This window comes from Burkholderia ubonensis (genome assembly GCF_001718695.1).
Taxonomy (GTDB): domain Bacteria; phylum Pseudomonadota; class Gammaproteobacteria; order Burkholderiales; family Burkholderiaceae; genus Burkholderia; species Burkholderia ubonensis_B.
The window spans coordinates 821,899-841,895 of the sequence record NZ_CP013421.1; the positions used below are offsets into that span (position 1 = coordinate 821,899).

At 67.8% G+C, this 19,997-nt stretch carries 18 protein-coding genes, 3 pseudogenes and 2 riboswitches; of the genes and pseudogenes, 3 read left to right on the forward strand and 18 right to left on the reverse strand.

Going from position 1 to position 19,997, the window contains the following annotated elements:
- Nucleotides 1-70: 70 nt before the first annotated feature.
- From WJ35_RS32530 to WJ35_RS18475, 7 genes are all read right to left on the reverse strand, one after another.
- Nucleotides 71-205, reverse strand: coding sequence for a hypothetical protein (locus tag WJ35_RS32530; RefSeq protein WP_257785823.1), 135 nt, complete (start codon nucleotides 203-205; stop codon nucleotides 71-73).
- Between the two features lie 707 nt (nucleotides 206-912).
- Complete coding sequence (locus WJ35_RS18450) at nucleotides 913-1,824, reverse strand: ABC transporter ATP-binding protein (RefSeq protein ID WP_034194343.1); 912 nt, start codon at nucleotides 1,822-1,824, stop codon at nucleotides 913-915.
- A 45-nt stretch (nucleotides 1,825-1,869) separates the two neighbouring features.
- Nucleotides 1,870-2,844 (reverse strand): ABC transporter permease, encoded by a 975-nt coding sequence (locus WJ35_RS18455; protein WP_011879728.1) that lies wholly within the window; start codon nucleotides 2,842-2,844, stop codon nucleotides 1,870-1,872.
- Between the two features lie 63 nt (nucleotides 2,845-2,907).
- Nucleotides 2,908-4,800 (reverse strand): allophanate hydrolase, encoded by a 1,893-nt coding sequence (gene atzF, locus WJ35_RS18460; protein ID WP_069239644.1) that lies wholly within the window; start codon nucleotides 4,798-4,800, stop codon nucleotides 2,908-2,910.
- A complete protein-coding gene (gene uca / locus WJ35_RS18465; protein WP_069239811.1) occupies nucleotides 4,797-8,510 on the reverse strand; it encodes an urea carboxylase in 3,714 nt (1,237 codons plus the stop codon). Before uca ends, atzF begins: the two co-directional genes overlap by 4 nt.
- A gap of 127 nt (nucleotides 8,511-8,637) precedes the next feature.
- On the reverse strand, nucleotides 8,638-9,294 hold the full coding sequence (locus tag WJ35_RS18470; RefSeq protein ID WP_011879725.1) for an urea amidolyase associated protein UAAP2: 657 nt from the start codon (nucleotides 9,292-9,294) through the stop codon (nucleotides 8,638-8,640).
- Nucleotides 9,295-9,305: 11 nt separating this feature from the next.
- Nucleotides 9,306-10,061, reverse strand: a complete 756-nt coding sequence (locus tag WJ35_RS18475) for an urea amidolyase associated protein UAAP1 (protein ID WP_011879724.1) — start codon at nucleotides 10,059-10,061, stop codon at nucleotides 9,306-9,308.
- A gap of 57 nt (nucleotides 10,062-10,118) precedes the next feature.
- Nucleotides 10,119-10,254, reverse strand: a riboswitch (guanidine-I (ykkC/yxkD leader).
- Between the two features lie 255 nt (nucleotides 10,255-10,509).
- On the opposite strand from WJ35_RS18475, the gene WJ35_RS32535 reads away from it, so the two are divergent.
- The gene (locus WJ35_RS32535) at nucleotides 10,510-10,641 is read left to right on the forward strand and encodes a hypothetical protein (protein WP_257785824.1); all 132 of its coding nucleotides are present in this window, start codon (nucleotides 10,510-10,512) and stop codon (nucleotides 10,639-10,641) included.
- 109 nt (nucleotides 10,642-10,750) lie between these two features.
- Nucleotides 10,751-10,872: riboswitch (guanidine-I (ykkC/yxkD leader) on the forward strand.
- 139 nt (nucleotides 10,873-11,011) lie between these two features.
- Entirely contained in the window at nucleotides 11,012-12,034 is a 1,023-nt protein-coding gene (locus WJ35_RS18480) for an ABC transporter substrate-binding protein (protein WP_014725535.1), read from the forward strand.
- Nucleotides 12,035-12,145: 111 nt separating this feature from the next.
- Here WJ35_RS18480 and hutC read toward each other — a convergent pair whose 3' ends face one another.
- The 7 genes and pseudogenes from hutC to WJ35_RS18515 form a co-directional block, all read right to left on the reverse strand.
- Entirely contained in the window at nucleotides 12,146-12,901 is a 756-nt protein-coding gene (gene hutC, locus WJ35_RS18485) for a histidine utilization repressor (RefSeq protein ID WP_069239645.1), read from the reverse strand.
- A gap of 44 nt (nucleotides 12,902-12,945) precedes the next feature.
- On the reverse strand, nucleotides 12,946-14,439 hold the full coding sequence (locus WJ35_RS18490; RefSeq protein WP_069239646.1) for an aromatic amino acid ammonia-lyase: 1,494 nt from the start codon (nucleotides 14,437-14,439) through the stop codon (nucleotides 12,946-12,948).
- Nucleotides 14,440-14,446: 7 nt separating this feature from the next.
- A complete protein-coding gene (locus WJ35_RS18495) occupies nucleotides 14,447-15,238 on the reverse strand; it encodes an ABC transporter ATP-binding protein (RefSeq protein ID WP_069239647.1) in 792 nt (263 codons plus the stop codon).
- A 27-nt stretch (nucleotides 15,239-15,265) separates the two neighbouring features.
- Complete coding sequence (locus WJ35_RS18500) at nucleotides 15,266-16,012, reverse strand: ABC transporter permease (protein ID WP_059993814.1); 747 nt, start codon at nucleotides 16,010-16,012, stop codon at nucleotides 15,266-15,268.
- Nucleotides 16,013-16,022: 10 nt separating this feature from the next.
- Entirely contained in the window at nucleotides 16,023-16,745 is a 723-nt protein-coding gene (locus WJ35_RS18505; protein WP_060233992.1) for an ABC transporter permease, read from the reverse strand.
- 87 nt (nucleotides 16,746-16,832) lie between these two features.
- A pseudogene (locus tag WJ35_RS18510) lies at nucleotides 16,833-17,694 on the reverse strand (transporter substrate-binding domain-containing protein).
- 309 nt (nucleotides 17,695-18,003) lie between these two features.
- Nucleotides 18,004-18,213, reverse strand: a pseudogene (locus WJ35_RS18515) (DUF1016 domain-containing protein); the annotation flags it as partial.
- A 13-nt stretch (nucleotides 18,214-18,226) separates the two neighbouring features.
- Between WJ35_RS18515 and WJ35_RS32270 the strand changes: the two are divergent.
- A pseudogene (locus WJ35_RS32270) lies at nucleotides 18,227-18,385 on the forward strand (IS3 family transposase); the annotation flags it as partial.
- On the opposite strand, the gene WJ35_RS31390 reads toward WJ35_RS32270, so the two are convergent.
- The 4 genes from WJ35_RS31390 to WJ35_RS31395 all read right to left on the reverse strand — a co-directional run bounded on the left by WJ35_RS31390 (nucleotide 18,378) and on the right by WJ35_RS31395 (nucleotide 19,990).
- Complete coding sequence (locus tag WJ35_RS31390; protein ID WP_124259719.1) at nucleotides 18,378-18,569, reverse strand: hypothetical protein; 192 nt, start codon at nucleotides 18,567-18,569, stop codon at nucleotides 18,378-18,380. The pseudogene WJ35_RS32270 and the gene WJ35_RS31390 sit on opposite strands and share 8 nt — an antisense overlap.
- Nucleotides 18,570-18,653: 84 nt before the next feature.
- Nucleotides 18,654-18,839, reverse strand: coding sequence for a hypothetical protein (locus WJ35_RS18520; RefSeq protein ID WP_043292729.1), 186 nt, complete (start codon nucleotides 18,837-18,839; stop codon nucleotides 18,654-18,656).
- A 397-nt stretch (nucleotides 18,840-19,236) separates the two neighbouring features.
- The gene (locus WJ35_RS18525; RefSeq protein ID WP_155121940.1) at nucleotides 19,237-19,773 is read right to left on the reverse strand and encodes a hypothetical protein; all 537 of its coding nucleotides are present in this window, start codon (nucleotides 19,771-19,773) and stop codon (nucleotides 19,237-19,239) included.
- Nucleotides 19,745-19,990, reverse strand: coding sequence for a hypothetical protein (locus WJ35_RS31395; RefSeq protein WP_131754457.1), 246 nt, complete (start codon nucleotides 19,988-19,990; stop codon nucleotides 19,745-19,747). Before WJ35_RS31395 ends, WJ35_RS18525 begins: the two co-directional genes overlap by 29 nt.
- Nucleotides 19,991-19,997: the final 7 nt, after the last annotated feature.

A 19,997-nucleotide genomic window follows, 5' to 3' on the forward strand; every position in this document is an offset into this window, starting at 1 on the left:
AACTATCGCTATTGACAACGGCGGCTGAACGGATTCACGTTTACCCGGTGAAATTGCGAATTCCTGTCGTTCAGGTTGCTGTCCCGCCGCCGCCCGTCAGGCTGCGAGACATCGCGAATTCCCGTATTTCGGTATTCATGGAAACGGCGTCGCGTTCGACCCGGCGCCGCTTGCCGGCGTGTTCGCGCGCGCTGAGGAGGCTCATTGATGGACGGACACGTGGGCCGCGCCAGGGGTGAAGACGAATCGCGACCGATCGAACGATGGAGAGAGGGAAGCCCGCACTCGCATCAGCGTGCGCGGGAAGGGCAATGTGAGCGGCGCCGAGCACTTGGCACTCGCCGGGCGGGTCAACGCGTTACGCCGAACGTTCGGCTTGTTGACGGCAACGGCTACGGCGTGCGGCCGACGCCGTCGCTTGCGCCGGCCGCACGCGCGACGGTGGACGACTCGCAATCTCTGAGGCGAAGTCATCGACCCGTCGCATCGGTGTTCGCCGTTCGCGGTCTTGGTTCAATGCGCGCGGTACGCCTGCGGTGCCCGTGCCGCTCGTTGTATTGGGGCGGGCGCGGCTTGTCGATCGGCGACCGTCTCGCGGCCGCGTTCGGCGCGGGCGCAACTCGAACGCGCCGCCCGGTGGGCGGCTCGCGTTCCGCCTGTCAGCGTGCCTCCGTCGGCGTCGCGATCGTCGCGATAGCACGCGTCGCGCCGACGTGCGCGACGGTGCACCGGCTGACCGTCGAGCACCGCAACACGCATGGCCATCGCCTTGCGGACGACCCGGCCATTCCGACGCGGCGACGCGTTGCTATCCGAACCCGCCCGCGTTCATCGCGAAAGCGTGATCGTCCCCGCCGCGTGTACAAACCACGCCCGCAAGCCGACGCCACGCACCTGCCACGAATCGAACCGCTACTCGACGTTATCCGCCACGTCGGTCATCCGAATCATGTGCGGCCTGACGCCGTCGTCGTCCGCCGGTGCGGCTTCCTTCGGATGGATCAGCGCGTCGAGCCGCGCCTTCGTCGCGACGAACTCCGGCGTATTGACCTGCGAGCCGTCGCGCGGCCGCGGCACCGGCACCTCGATCAACTCGTGCACCGAGCCCGGATTCGCCTTCAGCACGAGAATCCGGTCGGCCAGCAGGATCGCCTCGTCGAGATCGTGCGTGATGAACAGAATCGTCACGTCGATGTTGCGCCAGATGTCGAGCAGATGCGCCTGCATCTTCGCGCGCGTCTGCGCGTCGAGCGCGCCGAACGGCTCGTCCATCAGCAGGATGCGCGGGCGGTTCGCGAGCGAGCGCGCGATCGCGACGCGCTGCTTCATCCCGCCCGACAGCTGGTGCGGATACACGTCGGCGAAGCGCGTGAGCCCGACCAGATCGAGCCACTGCAGCGCCTCGCGCTCGGCCTCGCCGCTGCTGCTGCCGTTCATCCGCAGGCCGAACATCACGTTCTTCTTCACGGTGAGCCACGGAAACAGCGTGTAGCCCTGAAACACCATCCCGCGATCGGCGCCCGGCCCCTGCACCGGCTTGCCGTCGAGCAGCACCTCACCGCTCGTCTGCGTGTCGAGCCCGGCCAGGATGCGGATCAACGTCGACTTGCCGCAGCCCGACGGGCCGATCACGCAGACGAACTCGCGCCGGTGCGTGCGGAAGCTGATGTCGTCGAGCGCGACGCACTCGCCCTGCGGCGTCGCGAAACGCTTGCCGACGTGCCGCACGTCGAGGATCACGTCGCGGGCCTTGAGCCGCGCGAAGCGCTCGCGCACCGCGTCGGATTGAATCAGGTAATCGGGAACGGCTTGCGGGTTCTGCATGATGGCCTCTGCAACGATCGGTCGATGGGTATGCGCGAGCGGGCGTCACGCTTTGAGCGTGCGGTCCCACGGAAACAGCCGGCGGCCGAGCGCGCCGAGCGCGAGATCGGTGCCGACGCCGATGATCCCGATCATCAGGATCGCCGCGTAGACGTTGTCGAAATGCTGGTAGCGCGCCTGCTGGCTGATGTACCAGGTGATGCCCGAGCTGGTGCCGACGAGCTCCGCGACGATCAGATAGGTCCATGCCCAGCCGAGCAGGATGCGCTGGTCGCGATACAGGTCGGGCAGCACGCCCGGAATCACGACGTGCGTGAGCAGCTTCAGCTTGTTGGTGCCGAGCGTCATCGCGGCCTCGAACAGCCCGTATTCGAGCTTGCGCGTGGTGTTCGCGACGATCAGCACCTGCTGGAACAGCGTACCGATCACGATGATGGCGATCTTCGGCGCGTCGTAGATGCCGAGGATCGCGACCATCAGCGCGCCGAACGCCGGGGCCGGCAGGTAGCGGAAGAATTCGAGGAACGGCTCCTGCAGCCGCGCGAGCGCGCTGAACGTGCCGCACACGATGCCGAGCGGCACGCCGATCGCCGACGAGATCACGAAGCCCCAGAAGATGATCCGGATGCTGTGCCACAGGCTCTCGTGCAGCCACACGCCGTCGCGCGACGCGGGCGGCGTCGTGAACGCGGTATAGAACGCGCGCAGCACCTGATGCGGCGCCGGCAGGTACACCGGATTCGCGCGCACGCCCTCCGGCACGGCCGCGTGCGTGGCGCGCGCATGCGCGAGCTCGTCGTCGAACACGTCGCGGTCGATCTGCATGCCGGTCTGGAAATAGTCGACGCTGCCGGGATTCGTGATGCGCATTTGCGGATGCCAAATGAACGGCACGTAGCTGACCAGGCACCAGACGGCGAACGGCAGCAGGAAGGAAGCGATGCCGAGCGTCCACTTGCCGCGCGTCGTCAGTTCGCGGCGCACGGCGAGCCATCCGGTCGTATTGCGGGTCGTTGACATGGAAATCTCCGTATCGTTTGGGTGCCGGTCGCGCGCAGGCCGCAGCCCCGCGCGACCGGACGTTCATTGCAGCGCGCGGCTCGCGGCCTGCGCGCGATACGCGCGCCAGCCGCCGAAGCGCGTGATGTCCTGCGCATCGTCGAGCGCCGCGCTTTCGCAGACGAAGCCCTGCACCGTCGCGCCGTCCGCGAGCGTCAGCGTGCCGATGCCGAGCGGCGCCGCGATGCCGGCGACGAAGCTGCCGTACGCGTCGACCGGCATCTCCCAGACCTCCACCGCGATCGGCGCGCCGCCGGCCGGCACGCGCACGAGGCCCGGTTTCGCGACGCCGCCGCTGGTCGCGGCGGACAGCGCGTACAGGCGATAGGCGGGCGCGGTCGTGGTCTCGGCGACGAAGCGCGCGCCGCGCTGCGTGAGCTCGCCGTTCAACGGTTCGCCGCGCAGATGCGCACCGACGACGGCCACGCGCACGAAGCCGGCGCAGGCGCGATTTGCGGCCATCGACGCGGCCATCGACGCGGCCGCCGACGCCGCAGCGACCGCACCGTCGGCGTGACCGACGCCGTCGCCCCACGCCTGCGCGAGATCGAGCAGGCGCGCGTCGTCGTGCGCGCGGCCGACGAACGTGATCCCGAACGGCAGGCCCGCATGCGGCCCGGTTTCGCAGGTGCCGGCAGGCACCGCGATCGCCGACAGATCGAGCAGGTTCACGAAGTTCGTGTAGTAGCCGAAGCGCGAGTTGATCGCGATCGGATCGGCTTCGAGCGCGTCGACGGTCGCGGTCGTCGGCGAGGTCGGCATCGCGATCGCGTCGAGCCCTTCCCACGCGGCAGCCGCGTCGACGCGCAGCGTCGCGAGCTGGTCGAACGCCGCGAACGCATCGGCCGCGCTGAAGCGCGAGGCGCCGCCGAGGATTTCGCGGATCACCGGATGCAGCGCATCGGGCTGTCGCGCGGCAAACGCGCCGATCGCGGCGACGCGTTCGGCCACCCACGGGCCGCCGTACAGCAGCCGCGCGGCGGACAGAAACGGGCCGAAGTCGATCTCGACGACTCGCGCGTCGGTCGCGCGCAATCGTGCGAGCGCTGCGTCCCATGCGGCGCGATACGACGCGTCGCCGTAGAACTCGAGCTGATCGGCGCGCGGCACGCCGAAGCGCAGTTGCCCGAGCGGCGGCGCCGGCCGCGCGCGCACGCCATGGGCGTCGAGCAGCGGCTGCCATGCGCGCCCATACGGATCGCGCTCGGCGACGCCCTGCGCGACGTCGAACACCGCGCGCGCATCGGCCGGCGAACGGGCGAACACCGATACGCAATCGAGCGAGCGGCAGGCCGGCACGACACCGAGCGTGCTCAACACGCCGCGCGTCGGCTTGAGCCCGACGAGCCCGTGGAACGCGGCCGGCACGCGGCCCGAGCCGGCCGTGTCGGTGCCGAGCGAGAACGTTGCGACGCCGAGCGCGACGGCCACCGCCGAGCCGGAGCTCGAGCCGCCCGACGCGTAGCGCGGGTCGAGCGCATTGCGGCACGCGCCGTAAGGCGAGCGCTGCCCCGACAACCCCGTCGCGAACTGGTCGAGATTGGTCTTGCCGATCGGAATCGCGCCGGCCGCGATCAGCCGCGCGACGACCGGCGCGCTGCGTTCGGGCGTATACGCATAGGCCGGACAGCCGGCCGTGGTCGGGATGCCGGCGAGGTCGATGTTGTCCTTGATCGCGAACGGCACGCCGTAAAGCGGCAACGATGCGGGCTCGCGCGCGGCGAGCGCATGCGCATACTCGCTCATCTCCGCGAGCGTGAGCGGCCTGATCCACGCATGGTGCGGATCGCCCGCGTCGAAATGCGCGGCGATCGCCTCGACGAGCGCATGCGGCGTCAGTTCGCCCGACGCGTAGCGCGCGCGCAGCTCGGCGATCGAATGCAGCCCCGGCAGAATCGAACGTTGCGTCGTGCTCATGCGACCTCCCCGGCGGCGCCCGCCTTCATCACCATCAGCCGCTGCCCGGCCACCACCGCCGCGCCCGGCGCGCAATCGATCGTCTCGATCGTGCCGCTTTCCGTTGCCGTCACCGCCACCTCCATCTTCATCGACTCGACGATCGCGACGACCTGACCTTCGGTCACGCGCTCGCCGGCTTCGACCAGCACCTTCCAGACGCTGCCCGACACGTCCGCCGCAATCGCGCGCTGCGTAGCGTCGAGCGCGCCCGCGACGCGCGCCGCTTGCGCGTCGCCCGGCTCGGCGTCGCCGACGTATTCCGCATGCCCGGCCGCGCGCCAGCGCTCACGCTCCGCGTCGAACGCGGCCTGCTGCGAGGCCTTGAACGCGGCGATCGAATCGGCCTCGTCGCGCAGGAAGCCGTTGTATGCGCGCAGGTCGAATACCGATTCCTCGATCTTCAGCGCCGCGCGGCCCGCGATGAAATCCGCGCGCAGCGCACTCAGCTCCGCTTCGCTCACTTCGTAGAAGCGAATCTCGTCGAAGAAGCGCAGCAGCCACGGCTTGCCGGCCTCGAATTCGCGCGTGGTCCGATGGCGGTTCCACATCTGCACCGTGCGGCCGACGAACTGGTAGCCGCCCGGCCCTTCCATCCCGTACACGCACAGGTACGCGCCGCCGATGCCGACCGCATTCTCGGGCGTCCACGTGCGGGCGGGGTTGTATTTGGTGGTCACGAGCCGGTGCCGCGGATCGATCGGCGTCGCGACGGGCGCGCCGAGATAGACGTCGCCGAGCCCCATCACCAGATAGCGCGCGTCGAACACGATGCGCTTCACGTCGTCGATGTGGGCGAGGCCGTTGATGCGGCGGATGAACTCGATGTTGCTCGGGCACCACGGCGCATCGGGCCGCACCGATTGCATGTAGCGCTCGATCGCGACGCGGGTCGACGGATCGTCCCACGACAGCGGCAGATGCACGATGCGGTTCGGCACGCGCATGTCGGTTACGTCGGGCAGTTCGCGCTCGGCGGCCTGCAGATGCACGAGCAGCGCATCGAGCGGCAGCGTGCGCGGGTCGAACTGCACCTGCAGCGAACGGATGCCCGGCGTCAGGTCGAGCATGCCGGGCAGACGATGCGCGTCGAGCCAGCACATCAGCGCATGCACGCGAAAACGCAGGTTCAGGTCGAGCACGAGCGGCCCGTATTCGACGAGCACGTTGCGATCGCCGGAGCGCCGGTAGACGACGCCGATGCCGCCGCCGGCCGATGCGTCGCGCGCCAGTATGCAGTCGCCGGGCTCGCTGGGCTCGGCGGTCGAGCCGGTTATGACGGCCGGCGCGGCGGGCGCGAGCGCGGCGGCCAGGGCCGTGACGAAGGTTTGCGTCGCACTACTCGCGGCCGCATCTGTTTCGGCGGTATTCGAGGCTATAGCGCCGTCGGCCGCCCCACCCGGCAACGCCGACACCACGTCCGCCGCCACGCGCACGAACTGCACGGTATCGCCCGGCCGCAGCTGGCCGAGCTTCCACAGCTCGTCGCGCACGACCGTGACCGGACACACGAAGCCGCCGAGGCTCGGCCCGTCCGGGCCGAGGATCACCGGCATGTCGCCGGTGAAATCGACGGCGCCGATCGCGTATGCGTTGTCGTGGATGTTCGACGGATGCAGGCCGGCCTCGCCGCCGTCGGCCCGCGCCCATTGCGGCTTCGGGCCGATCAGCCGCACGCCCGTGCGGCTAGAGTTGTAGTGAACCGTCCATTGCGTGCCGTAGAGCATCGCGATGTCGTCCGGCGTGAAGAAGTCCGGCGCACCGTGCGGACCGTCGAGCACGCCGAGCGTCCACGCATGCGTGAGCGCGGGAATCTCGGCCGCGGGCAGCGTCGCACCGGCGTCGCCGCGCGCGGCGACGGCGTGCAGGTGCAGCACGTCGCCGCGGCGCAGCGCGCGCCCCGCGTGGCCGCCGAATTGGCCGAGCGTGAAGGTCGCCTTGCTGCCGAGATAGTCGGGCACCTGCAACCCGCCTTTCACCGCGAGGCATGCGCGCACGCCCGCGCCGGTCACGCCGCCGAGCTTCAGCACCGCGCCCGGCCGCGCGCGCAACACCTGCCAGAACGGCGCAGGCTCGCCGTCGAGGGTCGCCGCGAGCGGCGCGCCGCCGAGCACGAACAGCGTCGCCGTGTTGAAGCGCAGCGTCGCGCCGACCATCGTGAATTCGAGCCCGGCCGCGTCGCGCGGGTTGCCGAGCAGCGCGTTCGCGAGGTCGAACGCGCGGTCGTCCATCGGCCCCGACGGCGGCACGCCGACGCTCCAGTAGCCGACGCGCCCCGGCGCCTGCTGCACGGTGGTCTGCACGCCGCCGTCGAGCACGTCGATCGTATGCGGCGCGAACGCGAAGCGCGACAGGAACGCGGTGGTCGGCGCGCCGCGCGCGAACGTGTCCGAGCCGGCGATGGCGCGCAGGTAATCGAGGTTGGTCTCGATCCCGTACAGCTCGGTGCGCGCCAGCGCGGCCTGCAGCGTGGCCAGCGCATCGCGGCGCGTGTCGCCGCGCACGATCAATTTCGCGAGCAGCGGATCGTAATGCGCGCTGATCTCCGTGCCCGCCTCGATCCAGCCGTCGACGCGCACGTCGTCGGGAAACGCGACGTGCGTGAGCAGCCCCGCGCTCGGCTGGAACTGCTTGTTCGGGTCCTCCGCGTAGAGCCGCACCTGGATGCTCGCGCCGCGCGGCGCGACGGCGAGCGCGTCGAGCGGCGGCAGATCGCCTTCGGCCTGCAGGATCATCCATTCGACGAGATCGATGCCCGTCACCGCTTCGGTCACGCAATGCTCGACCTGCAAGCGCGTGTTGACCTCGAGAAAATAGAAGTGCCGCGCGCTCGCGTCGAACACGAACTCGACCGTGCCGGCCGACGCGTAGCCGACCGCGCGCGCGAGCCGCACCGCGCTCGCGTGCAGCGCGTCGCGTTCGGCGGCGGTCAAGTCGGGCGCGGGCGTTTCCTCGATCACCTTCTGGTTGCGCCGCTGCACCGAGCAATCGCGCTCGCCGAGCGCGATCGCGCCGCCGCGGCCGTCGCCGAAAATCTGCACTTCGAGGTGCCGCGCATGCTCGACGAACTTCTCCAGATAGACGCCCGCATGCGCGAAGTTCGCATTGCCGAGCCTCACGACGGAGTCGAACGCCGCGTCGAGCTGCGCCGCATCGCGGCACAGCGACATGCCGATGCCGCCGCCGCCGGCCGTGCTCTTGAGCATCACCGGATAGCCGATCGCATCGGCTGCGGCAAGCGCCGCCGCGACGTCGCCGAGCAGCCCGGTGCCGGGCAGCAGCGCGACGCCGTGCGCGGCGGCAAGCTCGCGCGCGGTGTGCTTGAGGCCGAACGCGCGCATGTGCTCGCCGCGCGGGCCGATGAAACGCAGGCCGGCCGCCTCGCATGCATCGGCGAAGCCCGCATGCTCGGACAGGAAGCCGTAGCCGGGATGCACGGCCTGCGCGCCGGTTGCGTGCGCGGCCGCGAGGATCGCCGCGACGTTCAGATAGCTGTCGGCGGCCGGCGCGGGGCCGACGCGTACCGCTTCGTCGGCGAGCGCCACGTGGCGCGCGTCGCGATCGGCATCGGAGTAGATCGCGACGGACGCGATGCCGAGGCGCTTCAGCGTCCGGATCACGCGGCACGCGATTTCGCCGCGGTTCGCGACGAGGACTTTGGCGAATCTCATGCTGCCTCCCGCGCGGCGGCGCCGATGGGCGTAGCGCGGCATGCGCCGCGCATCGCTGCGCGCGCAACTATCCGGGCGGCGTGGCGGAGGCGGCCGCGCGGCGAACGATCGTGAGCGTGCAGGCCGTTCATCGGGCCTCCCAGACGAGCAGGCGCACCGGCGTCGGGTTGTAGCCGTTGCACGGATTGTTCAGCTGCGGGCAGTTCGAGATCAGCACCGTGACGTCCATCTCCGCGCGCATCTCGACGTACTTGCCGGGCGCCGAGATGCCGTCCTCGAACGTGAGCCCGCCGCTCGGCGTGACCGGCACGTTCATGAAGAAGTTGACGTTGCCGACGAGGTCGCGCTTCGAGAGCCCTGCGCCGGCACCGCACGCGCAGTGCGTGATCGCGTTGAGGAAGCTGTCGCGGCAGTTGTGCATGTAGCGCTTGTCGAGCGCGTAGCGCACGCTGTTGCTCTCAGCCGCGCACGCGCCGCCGAGCGTGTCGTGACGCCCGCAGGTGTCGGCGACGATCGTCGCCATCGGGTTGCCGCGGCTCGACAGCAGCACGCTGCCGGCGCTCAGGTACAGGTTGCGCTGCGCGCGGATCGTGTCCTGCGCGCTATAGCGTTCGTCGGTGTCGTCGGTGCGGTAGAACAGCGTGTCGACGGCCTGGTTGCCTTCGAGGTCGAGGATCCGGAAGATCTGGCCGCGCTTCAGGTCGTGCAGCCACGGTTCGCCCGCGGGCAGCGTGGTGTCGTGGATCGCGTCGCGCGGGTCGAGACGGCTTTCGATGATCGGCATGGCGGCGCTCCTTAGGCGAACAGACGGTCGGTGTTGGCGAAGCCGCGCGTGTTTTCCGCGCAGGCGCACCGGCACGGGTCGTCGTCGGGTGCCGCGCCGTCGGCCGGATACGCGCGGTAGGCGATCAGCTTCACGGGCTTCGGCGCATAGTCGGCGCGCGGGTCGAGCGGATGCGGCGCGGTCGAGAACGCCGCGAGCGTGTTCATCTCGAAGCGCAGGTCGAGCGTGCTGCCGGCCGGCGAATGTCCGACGACGAAATCGAGCGCGCCGTCGTCGCCGGTGTCGAGCCTGCTGAAGAAGTTGACGTTCGCCGCGAGGTCGCGCGCCGACAAGCCGTATTTCGCGAGCTCGAGCACGAGGCTGTCGCGGCCGTTGCGGACCATCGCGTTGCGCGCGGCCTGATACGACGTCGTGCCGTACTTGCTCGCAAAGATCCGCGCGTCGCCGACGCCGCCGAGCGGGTCGTGCCAGCCCAGCGTGTCGGCCGTGATCGACGCGATCACGCGTCCCATGTCCGTGTACAGCGCATGACCGCGCGTCAGATGCGCGGTGTGCTGCGCCTTCAGCGTATCGGCCATGTTGTAGCGTTCGAGCAGATCTTCCTGGCGATGAAAGACGGCGGACAGGTTCGCGCCGCCTTCGATATCGACGATGCGCAGCGCGAGGCCGCGGCGCAGGATGCCGGACCAGTGGGTTCCGGCGGGAATCAAGGCTTCCCACGCGATGTGTGGCGGCGGGGCGAGAACGGCTTGGGGGCTCGGCGACATGACGGCTCCGGGGTCGGTTGGACAAAGGGCGTGAGAGGGCGACCGAACGACATCGCGACCTCCCGGGCTTTTATCCCTCCGTGGAGCCTCGCCGTTTCCTCTCGTCGAGGCGAAGGCAAGACCGGATTGCTCTCGGACCAGACATCGCGCGGCGCGCCTGCGCCACACGACCGGAACCCTAGCGATCCTGAAGATGATGCAAATTGCTTCGCACCTCTCGGGGGTCGATGAAGCGAGTTGCGTGCCAGCCGATGCATGAGGACCGCCCGGCGCCCGCACCGCAGCCTGCGACGGCGCGACGACGTGGCGGCATGCTCGAGCAGCCCGGCAGACGCTTGCCCTCGCGGCGGGCGTGCGGCGCACCATGCGCACGCGCCGGCGCACCGGCTCAGTGCGCCCCGCCTGCGCTTCACGTGCGCGGGCCGCGCGATGCCCAATGGCATGGGCATTGCTGAAAATCGCAGCGACGCCACTCGCCATCCGCTCCTTCATGAACAAGCTCGACCTGCTCCGGCGCGCCCTGAGCGCGCTGTTCGCCGCGCGCTTCATCGAACTTCAGCGCAGCGTGCGACGCCGTTGAGTCGCACGGCCGCGTGCGACCGCGCGCGACCGACACCGATCGGCATCGATTGGCATCGATTGGCACGCTTCTCGCTCGACATGACGCCGAGAGGTGCGGCGGTGTCGCATCTTAGGGTCGCTAGGGTTCCGGTTCATCGAACGTCTGGTCCGAGAGCAGCCCGGCGCGCGGGCGTCCGATCACGAAAACGGACGCCCGCGCGCTACACGGCGGGACAAAAGCCCGGGAGATTGGCGATGGCAACGGCCGTCGCGCCTCTCCGTGGCCGCCCGTCCGTTCCGCATCCGCAGGAACCGGTCACGCAGCCGGACCGTGTGCTCGCACACGATCCGTATCGACGATCCCGATCCCGGTCTCCTGGAGAACAACGATGACCCGTCCCGCCTCGGCGTTGCGCCGCCTGCCGTCCTTCCGTCTCATCCGTCATGCCTTGGGGGCCGCCGCCGCGGCCGCCGCGCTGTGGGCCGCGCCCGCCGCGCACGCGGCCGCGCCGCTGAAGATCGGCTACAGCGACTGGCCGGGCTGGGTCGCCTTCCAGGTCGCGCTCGACAAGGGCTGGTTCAAGGAAGCCGGCGTCGACGTCGATTTCGAATGGTTCGATTATTCGGCGTCGCTCGATGCGTTCTCCGCGGGCAAGCTCGACGCGGTCGCCGCGACCAACGGCGACGCGCTCGTGACCGGCGCGTCCGGCGCGAAGAACGTGATGGTCCTGCTGACCGACTATTCGGCCGGCAACGACATGATCGTCGCGAAGCCGCCGGTGCGCACCGTCGAGGCGCTGAAAGGCAAGAAGGTCGGCGTCGAGCTGGGCCTCGTCGATCATCTTCTGCTCGAAACCGCGCTGCAGAAGCACGGGCTCAAGGACGGCGACGTCACGCTCGTGAACGCGAAGACCAACGAACTGCCGCAGGTGCTCGGTTCGTCGTCCGACATCGCCGCGGTGGCCGCATGGCAGCCGAACGCCGGCGAGGCGTTGAAGCGCGCACCGGGCGCGCGGGCGATCTTCACGTCGGCCGATGCGCCGGGGCTGATCTACGATGCGATCACGGTCGCGCCGGCGAGCCTCGCCGCGCGTCGCGCCGACTGGGCGAAGGTCGTCAAGGTCTGGTATCGCTGCGTCGCCTACATCAACGATCCGAAGACGCAGGCCGACGCGGTCAGGATCATGTCGGCGCGTGTCGGCCTCAAGCCGGAGCAGTATCTGCCGCTGCTGAAGGGCACGCACCTGCTCGACGAGGCGGCCGCGAAGCGCGCGTTCCGCAAGGGCGACGGGCTCGATTCGATCTACGGCTCGACGCGTAACGCCAACGCGTTCAACGTGCGCAACGCGGTGTACAAGCAGGCGCAGGACGTCGACACGTATATCGATCCGCGCTTGGTCGACGCGCACTGACCGTCGCGCGCTGCGCGCGACGCGAACCGGACCGGCACGCCGCCGCTCCGGTTCGATGTGCGCGTGGCGAAGTGACGAGGCCGCCACGCCGCGCGCGCGGCAAGCCGATCGCTACATCGTCCCGGCGAGGTGAAACCGCGACGCCGGATGCCACAGCCGGACGGACGTCGCGACCCGTTCGCCGACCCAGGTGCGGCGCTTCAACAGCAGGCACGGTTCGCCGATTTCCATGACGAGATGGCGACGCACCTGCGCGTTCGGCTTCTGCGCGTAAATCCGGAATTCGGCGCGCTGGATCGGCGCAAGCCGCACCATGTAGTGGTTCGGCGTTTCAACGGTGAAGTCCTGCCCGAGATATTCGGGAAACAAGGCCGGGTTCACGTAGCGATCTTCGAACTGGATCGGCTCGTCTTCCTCGTAATGCACGATGCGCGAATGGAACACCGGCCCCGAGCGCAGCCCCAGCGCGTCGATCGCTTCCGGCTCGACGCTGCGCTCGATCAGCAGCACGCGCGCGCTGTGCCGATGGCCGCGCTCCGCGATCTCGTCCGCGATGTTGCGAATTTCCAGCACCGTCGATTCGTGGTGGCGCTGCTCGACGAACGTGCCCGCGCCCTGGATTCGCGTCAGCACGCGTTCCGTCGTCAATTCACGAAGCGCGCGCGACACGGTCATCCGCGCGACCCCGAACTCCTTCACGAGCTCGGCCTCGGTGGGAATCGCGCTGCCCGGTTTCCAGTCGCCGTCGGCGATGCGCTTGACGACATAGCGCTTGATCTGTTGATACGCGGGCAGCGCGCGTGCCGGCACGTCGTCGCGCGTCGCAGCCGCTCGGCGTGCCGATGCGTGTCGTTCCGTTTCGTTCATGCGCCCTCGACCGAATGAAAGTTGAATGCCGCTGCGCGTCGCCGCTAGCGCACGGGCAACGGCGGCCCCGCGACGATCGCGGCCGCGATCGCGATGTCGTCGGCCAGCGGCCGATCGTCGCGATACGCCCGCACCCGCTCGCGCACATGGCGCCACAGCGCATCGGTCGACGCCGCACGGCCGGTGTTGCCCGCCTGCAGGTCGTATGCCTGGGCGGCGGCCAGCAGTTCGACCGCGAGTATGCGCGTCGCGTTCTCGATGATGTCGAGCGCCTTCAGCGCGGCGGGTGTCGCATGGCACAGATGATCTTCCTGCAAGCCCGACGTAATGCCGCCGTCCAGGCTCGCGGGCGCGGCGAGCCGCTGGTTCTGCGCGACGAGCGCGACGGCCGTATATTGCGCGATCATGAAGCCGGAACAGGTGCCGCCCGGCATCGCGAGAAATGCCGGCAGCCCGCTCACGAGCGGATTGACGAGACGGTCGAGCCGCCGCTCGGCGATCGCCGCGACTTGCGCCATGGCGGCCGCGAGGCTGTCCATCGCGAGCGCGATGCCGGCGCCGACCGCGTGGGCCTGGGAATGGACGCGGGGGGCGTCGCGCGTGCCGGCCACGACCGGATTGTCGGTGACCGACGCGAGCTCGCGATCGACGATGTCCGCGGTCGTCGCGAAGACGTCGCGCGCCGCGCCGTGCACGTGCGGAATCGTGCGCAGGCTGAGCGGGTCCTGCGTATGCCGGCCGGCTGCCGCGGCGAGCATTTCGCTGTCGGCGAGCGCCGTTCGAAGGCGCGCGCCGACCCGCTCGATGCCGGGCGACACCCGCAGCGCGAGCGACGCCGCGTCGAACGCGGCGAGCTGCCCGCCGAGATTCTCGAAGCTCATCGCGGCCACGCAATCGGCCCAGTCGAGCAGCCGCTCCGCGCGCGCCAGCGCGAGCGCCGCGAGCCCGGTGACGCACGGCGTGCCGTTGACGAGGCTCAGTCCTTCCTTCGCGCCGAGCGCGAGCGGCGCACGGCCGATGCGTTTCAATGCCGCATCGCCGGAGACTCGCTCGCCGCGATGGCGCGCATGGCCCTTTCCGACGCAGACGAGCGCGACGTGCGCCATGTGCGTCAGATAACCGACCGAGCCGTGCGACGGCACTTCGGGCAGGCAATCGGCAGCGAGCAGCGCAGCGAGCTGCTCGACGACGTCGACCCGCACGCCGGAGTGGCCGTGCGCGTAGTTGTTGATCGCCGCGGCGATGATCGCGCGCGTTTCGGGCGCGCCGAGCGGCGCGCCGACGCCGACCGCGTGGCTCATCAGGATGTTGTGCGACAGCGTGCTTTGCTCGGCGGGCGACACGATCACGTTGCAGAGTGCGCCGACGCCGGTATTGACACCGTATGCGCGGATCCCGCGCGCCACGATCTCGTCGACGAGCGCGCGCGCCGCCGCGATCCGCGCGAACGCATCGTCGGCGATCACGAGCGGTGCGCCGGCCGCGACTGCCGCGATCTGCCGCCAGTCGAGCGGCGCGTGCGAACGGATGACGGTCATGAAGGCCTCAGTTCGTGGTGCGATCGTGGTGGCTCGACACGAATTGCCGGAAGCGCGCGGAACACTCGCCGCCGAACAGCGCGGCGGGCGGCCCGTCGGAATCGACTTCGCCTTGATGCAGAAACATCACGCGGTTCGACACATGGCGCGCGAAGCCCATTTCGTGCGTGACGACGAGCATGGTGCGGCCTTCCTCCGCGAGCGAGCGCATCACGCGCAGCACCTCGCCGACGAGCTCCGGATCGAGGGCCGACGTCGGCTCGTCGAACAGCATCACTTTCGGATGCATCGCGAGCGCGCGCGCAATCGCGACGCGCTGCTGCTGGCCGCCCGACAGGTGCGCCGGATAGTGATTGCGCTTGTCGGCGAGCCCGACGCGCGCGAGCAGCGCCTCCGCCTCGTCGGCGGCTTCCGCGCGGCTGCGCTTCTGCACGCGCAGCGGCCCTTCGATCAGGTTGTCGAGCACGGTCATGTGCGACCACAGATTGAAGTTCTGAAACACCATGCCGAGTTGCGAACGGATCCGGTCGACCTGCCGGCGGTCGCCCGGATGCAGCTTGCCGTCGCGCGCACGCTTCATCTTCAGTTCCTCGCCGGCGAGCGCGACGGAGCCCTCGTCGGGCGTTTCGAGCAGGTTCAGGCAGCGCAGGAACGTGCTCTTGCCGGAGCCGCTGGCGCCGAGGATCGAAATCACGTCGCCTTCGTGCGCATCGAGCGAAATGCCTTTCAGCACGTAGTGATCGCCGAACGACTTGTGGATGTTCCTGACCGACAGGGCGACGGGAGAGGCGGGGTTCATCGAAATCTCCTGGAAGAAGGAATGCGATCAGGACGCAATGCGGTGGGTTTCGTGCGCATTCGCCGCCCGCGCGGCGATCGGCCTGGGCGCACGCAGGTGGCCGGACAAGCGCCATTCGAGCGCGCCGAGCACGCGCACGACGATGAAGTTCAGACCCAGATAGATGACGGCCGCGCACACGAACACCTCGGTCGTCCGATAGGTCTGCTGGATGATCTGCTGCGCGACGCCCGTCACTTCCCAGACCGTCACGAGGCTCGCGAGCGCGGTCGACTTGACGAGCAGCACGGCCTCGGTCGAGTACGCGGGCAGGCATTGGCGCAATGCGATCGGACCGATCACGCGCCGCAGCAATGCGAAGCCGGACAGGCCGATCGAATAGCCGGCTTCGATCTGCCCGACCGGAACGGCCATCAGTCCGCCGCGCACGATCTCGGCCGTATAGCCGGCGGTGCACAGCGCGAGCGACAGGACCGCGCACACGTACGGTTCGCGCAGCAGCGGCCACATGAAGCTCTCGCGAATCACGCCGAACTGGCCGAGCCCGTAATACACGAGGAACAGCTGGATCAGCAGCGGGGAGCCGCGAAACACCAGGATGTAGCCGCGCGCGAAGCGATTCGGCAGCCAGTGGGGCGACACGCGCATCGCGACGATGACGAGCGACAGCATGCCGCCCAGCACGAGCGACGCGAAAAACAGGCCGAGCGTGGTCGGCACCGCGGCGAGCAGCTGGCGCAGCGTGTCGACGAGGAATTCGAAATCCATGTTCATGCTCCGTGCGTCAGTTGCGTGCGAAATTGCGCCGGAACGAGCGTCCGACGTAGGCTTCCGCGCGATTGAACACCTGGTTCGAAATGCCCGTCATCAGCAGATACAGCGCACCGCCCGCGACGAAGAACACGAAGTACTGGTGCGTCGAATTGGCCGCGATCTGGCTCGTGCGCAGCAATTCGGCGAGCCCGGTGACGGAGATCAGCGCCGAGTCCTTGAGGCTCAGTTGCCACACGTTGCCGATGCCCGGCAGCGCGAACCGCAGCACCTGCGGAATCAGGATGCGGCGCAGGACGGTGCGGGTCGGCATGCCGATCGACCGGGCGGCCTCGAGTTCGCCCTTCGACACGGCAAGCACGGCCGCGCGATAGACCTCGGCCTGATAGGCGCCGGAGATCAGGCCGACCGCGAGCGCGCCGATCACGAACGGCGGCACGCCGACGAAGCCCTCGGCGCCGAACCATTGGCCGACCGTCGTGACGAGCGTCGAGCCGCCGAAATAAAGCAGATAGATGACGAGCAGTTCCGGCACGCCGCGAAAGACGGTCGTATACAGGTCGCCGAGCAGGCGCGCGCCGCGGTGCCGCGACAGCTTGGCCGCGGCGACGAGCGCGCCGAGCACGGCGCCGACCGCGAGCGCGGCGAGCGTCAACGCGACCGTCATCAAGGCGGCGAGCAGCAGCACGCCGCCCCAGCCTTCGGTTCCGAATCCCAGCATTTCAATGAGCGCCATGCGTGTCTCCCGGCAGGCGATGAATCGAGCGTCGATGAGCGCGCCGGCGCCGCAAAATCCGCGCGGCGCCGGCGAAGATGCGGCTGCTTACGGCGTGACGTCGGTCTTGAACCATTTGTCGGCGAGCTTTTTCACGGTGCCGTCCGCGAGCGCCGCGCCGATCGCGCCGTCGAACTTCGCCTTCAGGTCGGCGTCCTGCTTGCGGAAAGCGAGGCCTTCGCCGGGCCCCCAGATCGGGCCGCCGAGCTTCGGGCCGGCGAGCACGATCGACGCGGTTTCCTTCTTCCCCACGTTCGCCGCGTAGTACGTGACGTCGTCGAACGACGCGTCGATGCGGCCCGCGACCAGATCGAGGTCACGCTCGGGCGACGTCTTGTAGACGCGGATCGTCGCGACGTCCTTGAAGCTGTCGTTGATGAACTTCGTATAGACGGTGCCCGACTGGATGCCGATCGTCTTGCCCTTCAACTGCTTGCGCAGCGTGTCGACGGTCGGCTTGTCGGTCTTCGGATCGCCGGTCAGCTTGACGGCCGGCGCGGCGGCGTCGGGCCTTCGGGATGATCTTGGTGTCGGTGACCGCGAACGTCGCGGGCGTCGCCGCGTACGGCCGCGAGAACGCGAGGATCTTCTCGCGCTCGGGCGTGATCGAGATCGCATCCATCAGGACGTCGAACTTGCCGGCCTGGAGCCCGGGAATCATCCCGTCCCAGTCCTGGGCGACCATGTTGCATTGCAGCTTGATCCGCTCGCAGACGTTCGCGAGCAATTCCGGTTCGAAGCCGCCCAGCTTGCCGCCGGGCAACGTCAGATTCCAGGGCGCGTAGCCGCCTTCGAGCGCGACTGTCACCGTCTTCCATTCCTTCGCCTGGGCCGGTGCGGCGAGTGTCGCCGCCGCAGCCGCGATGATGCCGATCGTCCTGACTGCCCAGTTGATGCGCTTGCCGTTCACGGGGTTTCTCCTTGCCTTGAGGTTCGCAATCCCCTCGGTGCAGCAAGCGCCTCAGGAATTTGTCTATACAAGCATGCAAGAAGAAAAATGGAGAGACAAGCGGCGATCAAAAAAAAACTGGGAAACGCGGGAAATCCCCTAAATTCAGGCGCGTAGCGTACTTCATCGTGGTGAATCGGGGCACGGAATTGGTGCGGTTTTCACGGTCGAATTGGCAGGATGACTAGACAAATTTTGAATTTGATCGCGGGGAGCCGATGGGGTGGCGTCCGATGTCGGGGCGACATCGAAAGATCACGGTTCATTTAACTCCTCGAGATCGCGCTCGAGATAGCGATCGTCGAGGCCAAGAAAATCGAGGATGTACGGATCTTTCAGCACGAGGTCAGGCGTCATCTGCTGCGCGTCGCGGAGGTGCGCCACTTCGCGCCGAATCACTTCGTCGGGTTGCCGCGACAGCGCACTGCGCTCGAACAGCATCGACTGCATCCGCTCCTGCAACTGCCGCGACGATCGTCGCGGAGGCGCTAGCAAAAAAAGACTGAGGCCATCTACCCGCCGCGAGATGGCCAGAGAAGCAGTAGCGAGCCGGGGTGTGTCGATCCGGCTTGCATGCGAGGCATTTGGCATAAGCCAAACGTGCTACCGCTATGAGCGGCAGCGCAATGCGGAGAACGAACAGATTACCGACCGACCCAACCTTGACGCTTCAATTTCTCGTACAAAGCTGCGGCGAGTGCGTATGCTTCGTCCGCAACTTCGTCTTTTTTAATCGTTCGGCCATTGGCCGCATATCCCGAAACCAATGCAGCCATGGCCTGCTTGGATGCTTCGACCAAGAATTCACCTTGTTGCTTGAGGGTATCAACAGCCATTTTCTTATCTCTCTTTCGGCGTCCAGCCGGTCGGGGCGCTTTGGCGCCTATTGTGTTTCGAAACCGCGTCGTTACCGTTTTCCGTTACAGGTCGTACTTGCCGCGCAGTTCTACAATCCGCTCCAACCGCGCATGGTGTGTCGAACGGGCGTCAATTGAAACTTCCGCGAGATTCACCTTCCCGCACGCGACCGACGTCTCCCATTCGGTCGTTCGCCGAACAAGATCGACCAGCTCGCGCAGTTCGCACTTCATCATGTCGAACACCATCGCGTCCTCCGTTTCCCATTTCGTAGACAGACCGGCCCCGATCACGGGCCGGCGATCTTTCGCGGGCGTACGGCCCATGCCGCGAGCGTAAGTCCGGTGATACCTAGAAGGACGGTCAGCAGAAGACCGTTAGGCCAGCCAAGCGGGCGCATCACAGCGGGACTCCAGGCATGTACCGTGAAAAAGGCGGTGACCTGCAGACTTGCCAGGGTGACAGTCACGGCCAGCAATGCCGCAGAGATTTCACGGGCGGAACGCCGCAGGTCCCAACGGGCAAGCGCACTCAACACTAGTGCCGGTAACAGAAAGACGGCAGAGCTGCCCCACGTGGCCCAGGCGTCCACTTTTTTCCACAAGGTTGCATAGCCGATGCTGTGGGCCGTAAAGGTTGCGAAAATTAGCAAGGTCGAGCTAACCGCCCCCCCCGCAACGTGAAGGCCCGCTCGGGCTGGGTCGAGCGTGAAAAATAGACCGTCGCGCTTGGTGCGAAGAAGAGCAGCACGTAGACTGCAAGATTCAAAGCCACCACGAACACATACGCTGGTACTGCCAACACGTCCCGCAGCGGAGCTGAGATTGCGCACGTAACTGCAAACACTGTGAGCGCAAACCATCTCACCCAGCGCCATCCACGAAACAGTCCAACGGCAATAACCGCGGTCAGCGGGATCTGAATGCAGTTCCACGCCCATTGAGTTGCGACGGTAGACGCGCTGCCCGGATAGAGCGGGAACTTGCCGATGTAAGCCTCCGCGTCGTACGCGCGAAACATAGTCATCACGGAGGTCAGGAACAGGTATGCCACGCCTGTAACGATCGCCGGCCGTCTTACGGACCTTGCTACATTAATCGATGTCATTTCATTGTTGCCGAGCCCCTGCGGACGCCAGCGTTTTCCTATCTCGTTACGCGGGGTAATCAGGCGGAACGACAATGCCCGCGTCCGTCGCACACCGAACAAACAAAGAAGGATCCAAGTCCGTTCCTCGTGCGATCGCGTCGGGCACTTCGTGAAAAGCATCCGCAATTGCATAAATGCGTTCTACTTGCTCGTCGGCGACATTTGATCTCATCATCGCAGCTGCCAGCAAGCGAATCTGGATCAGCGCTCGATGGGTCGCTATCAACTCGGCCTGCTGCTTTTTATTCACCTGTTTT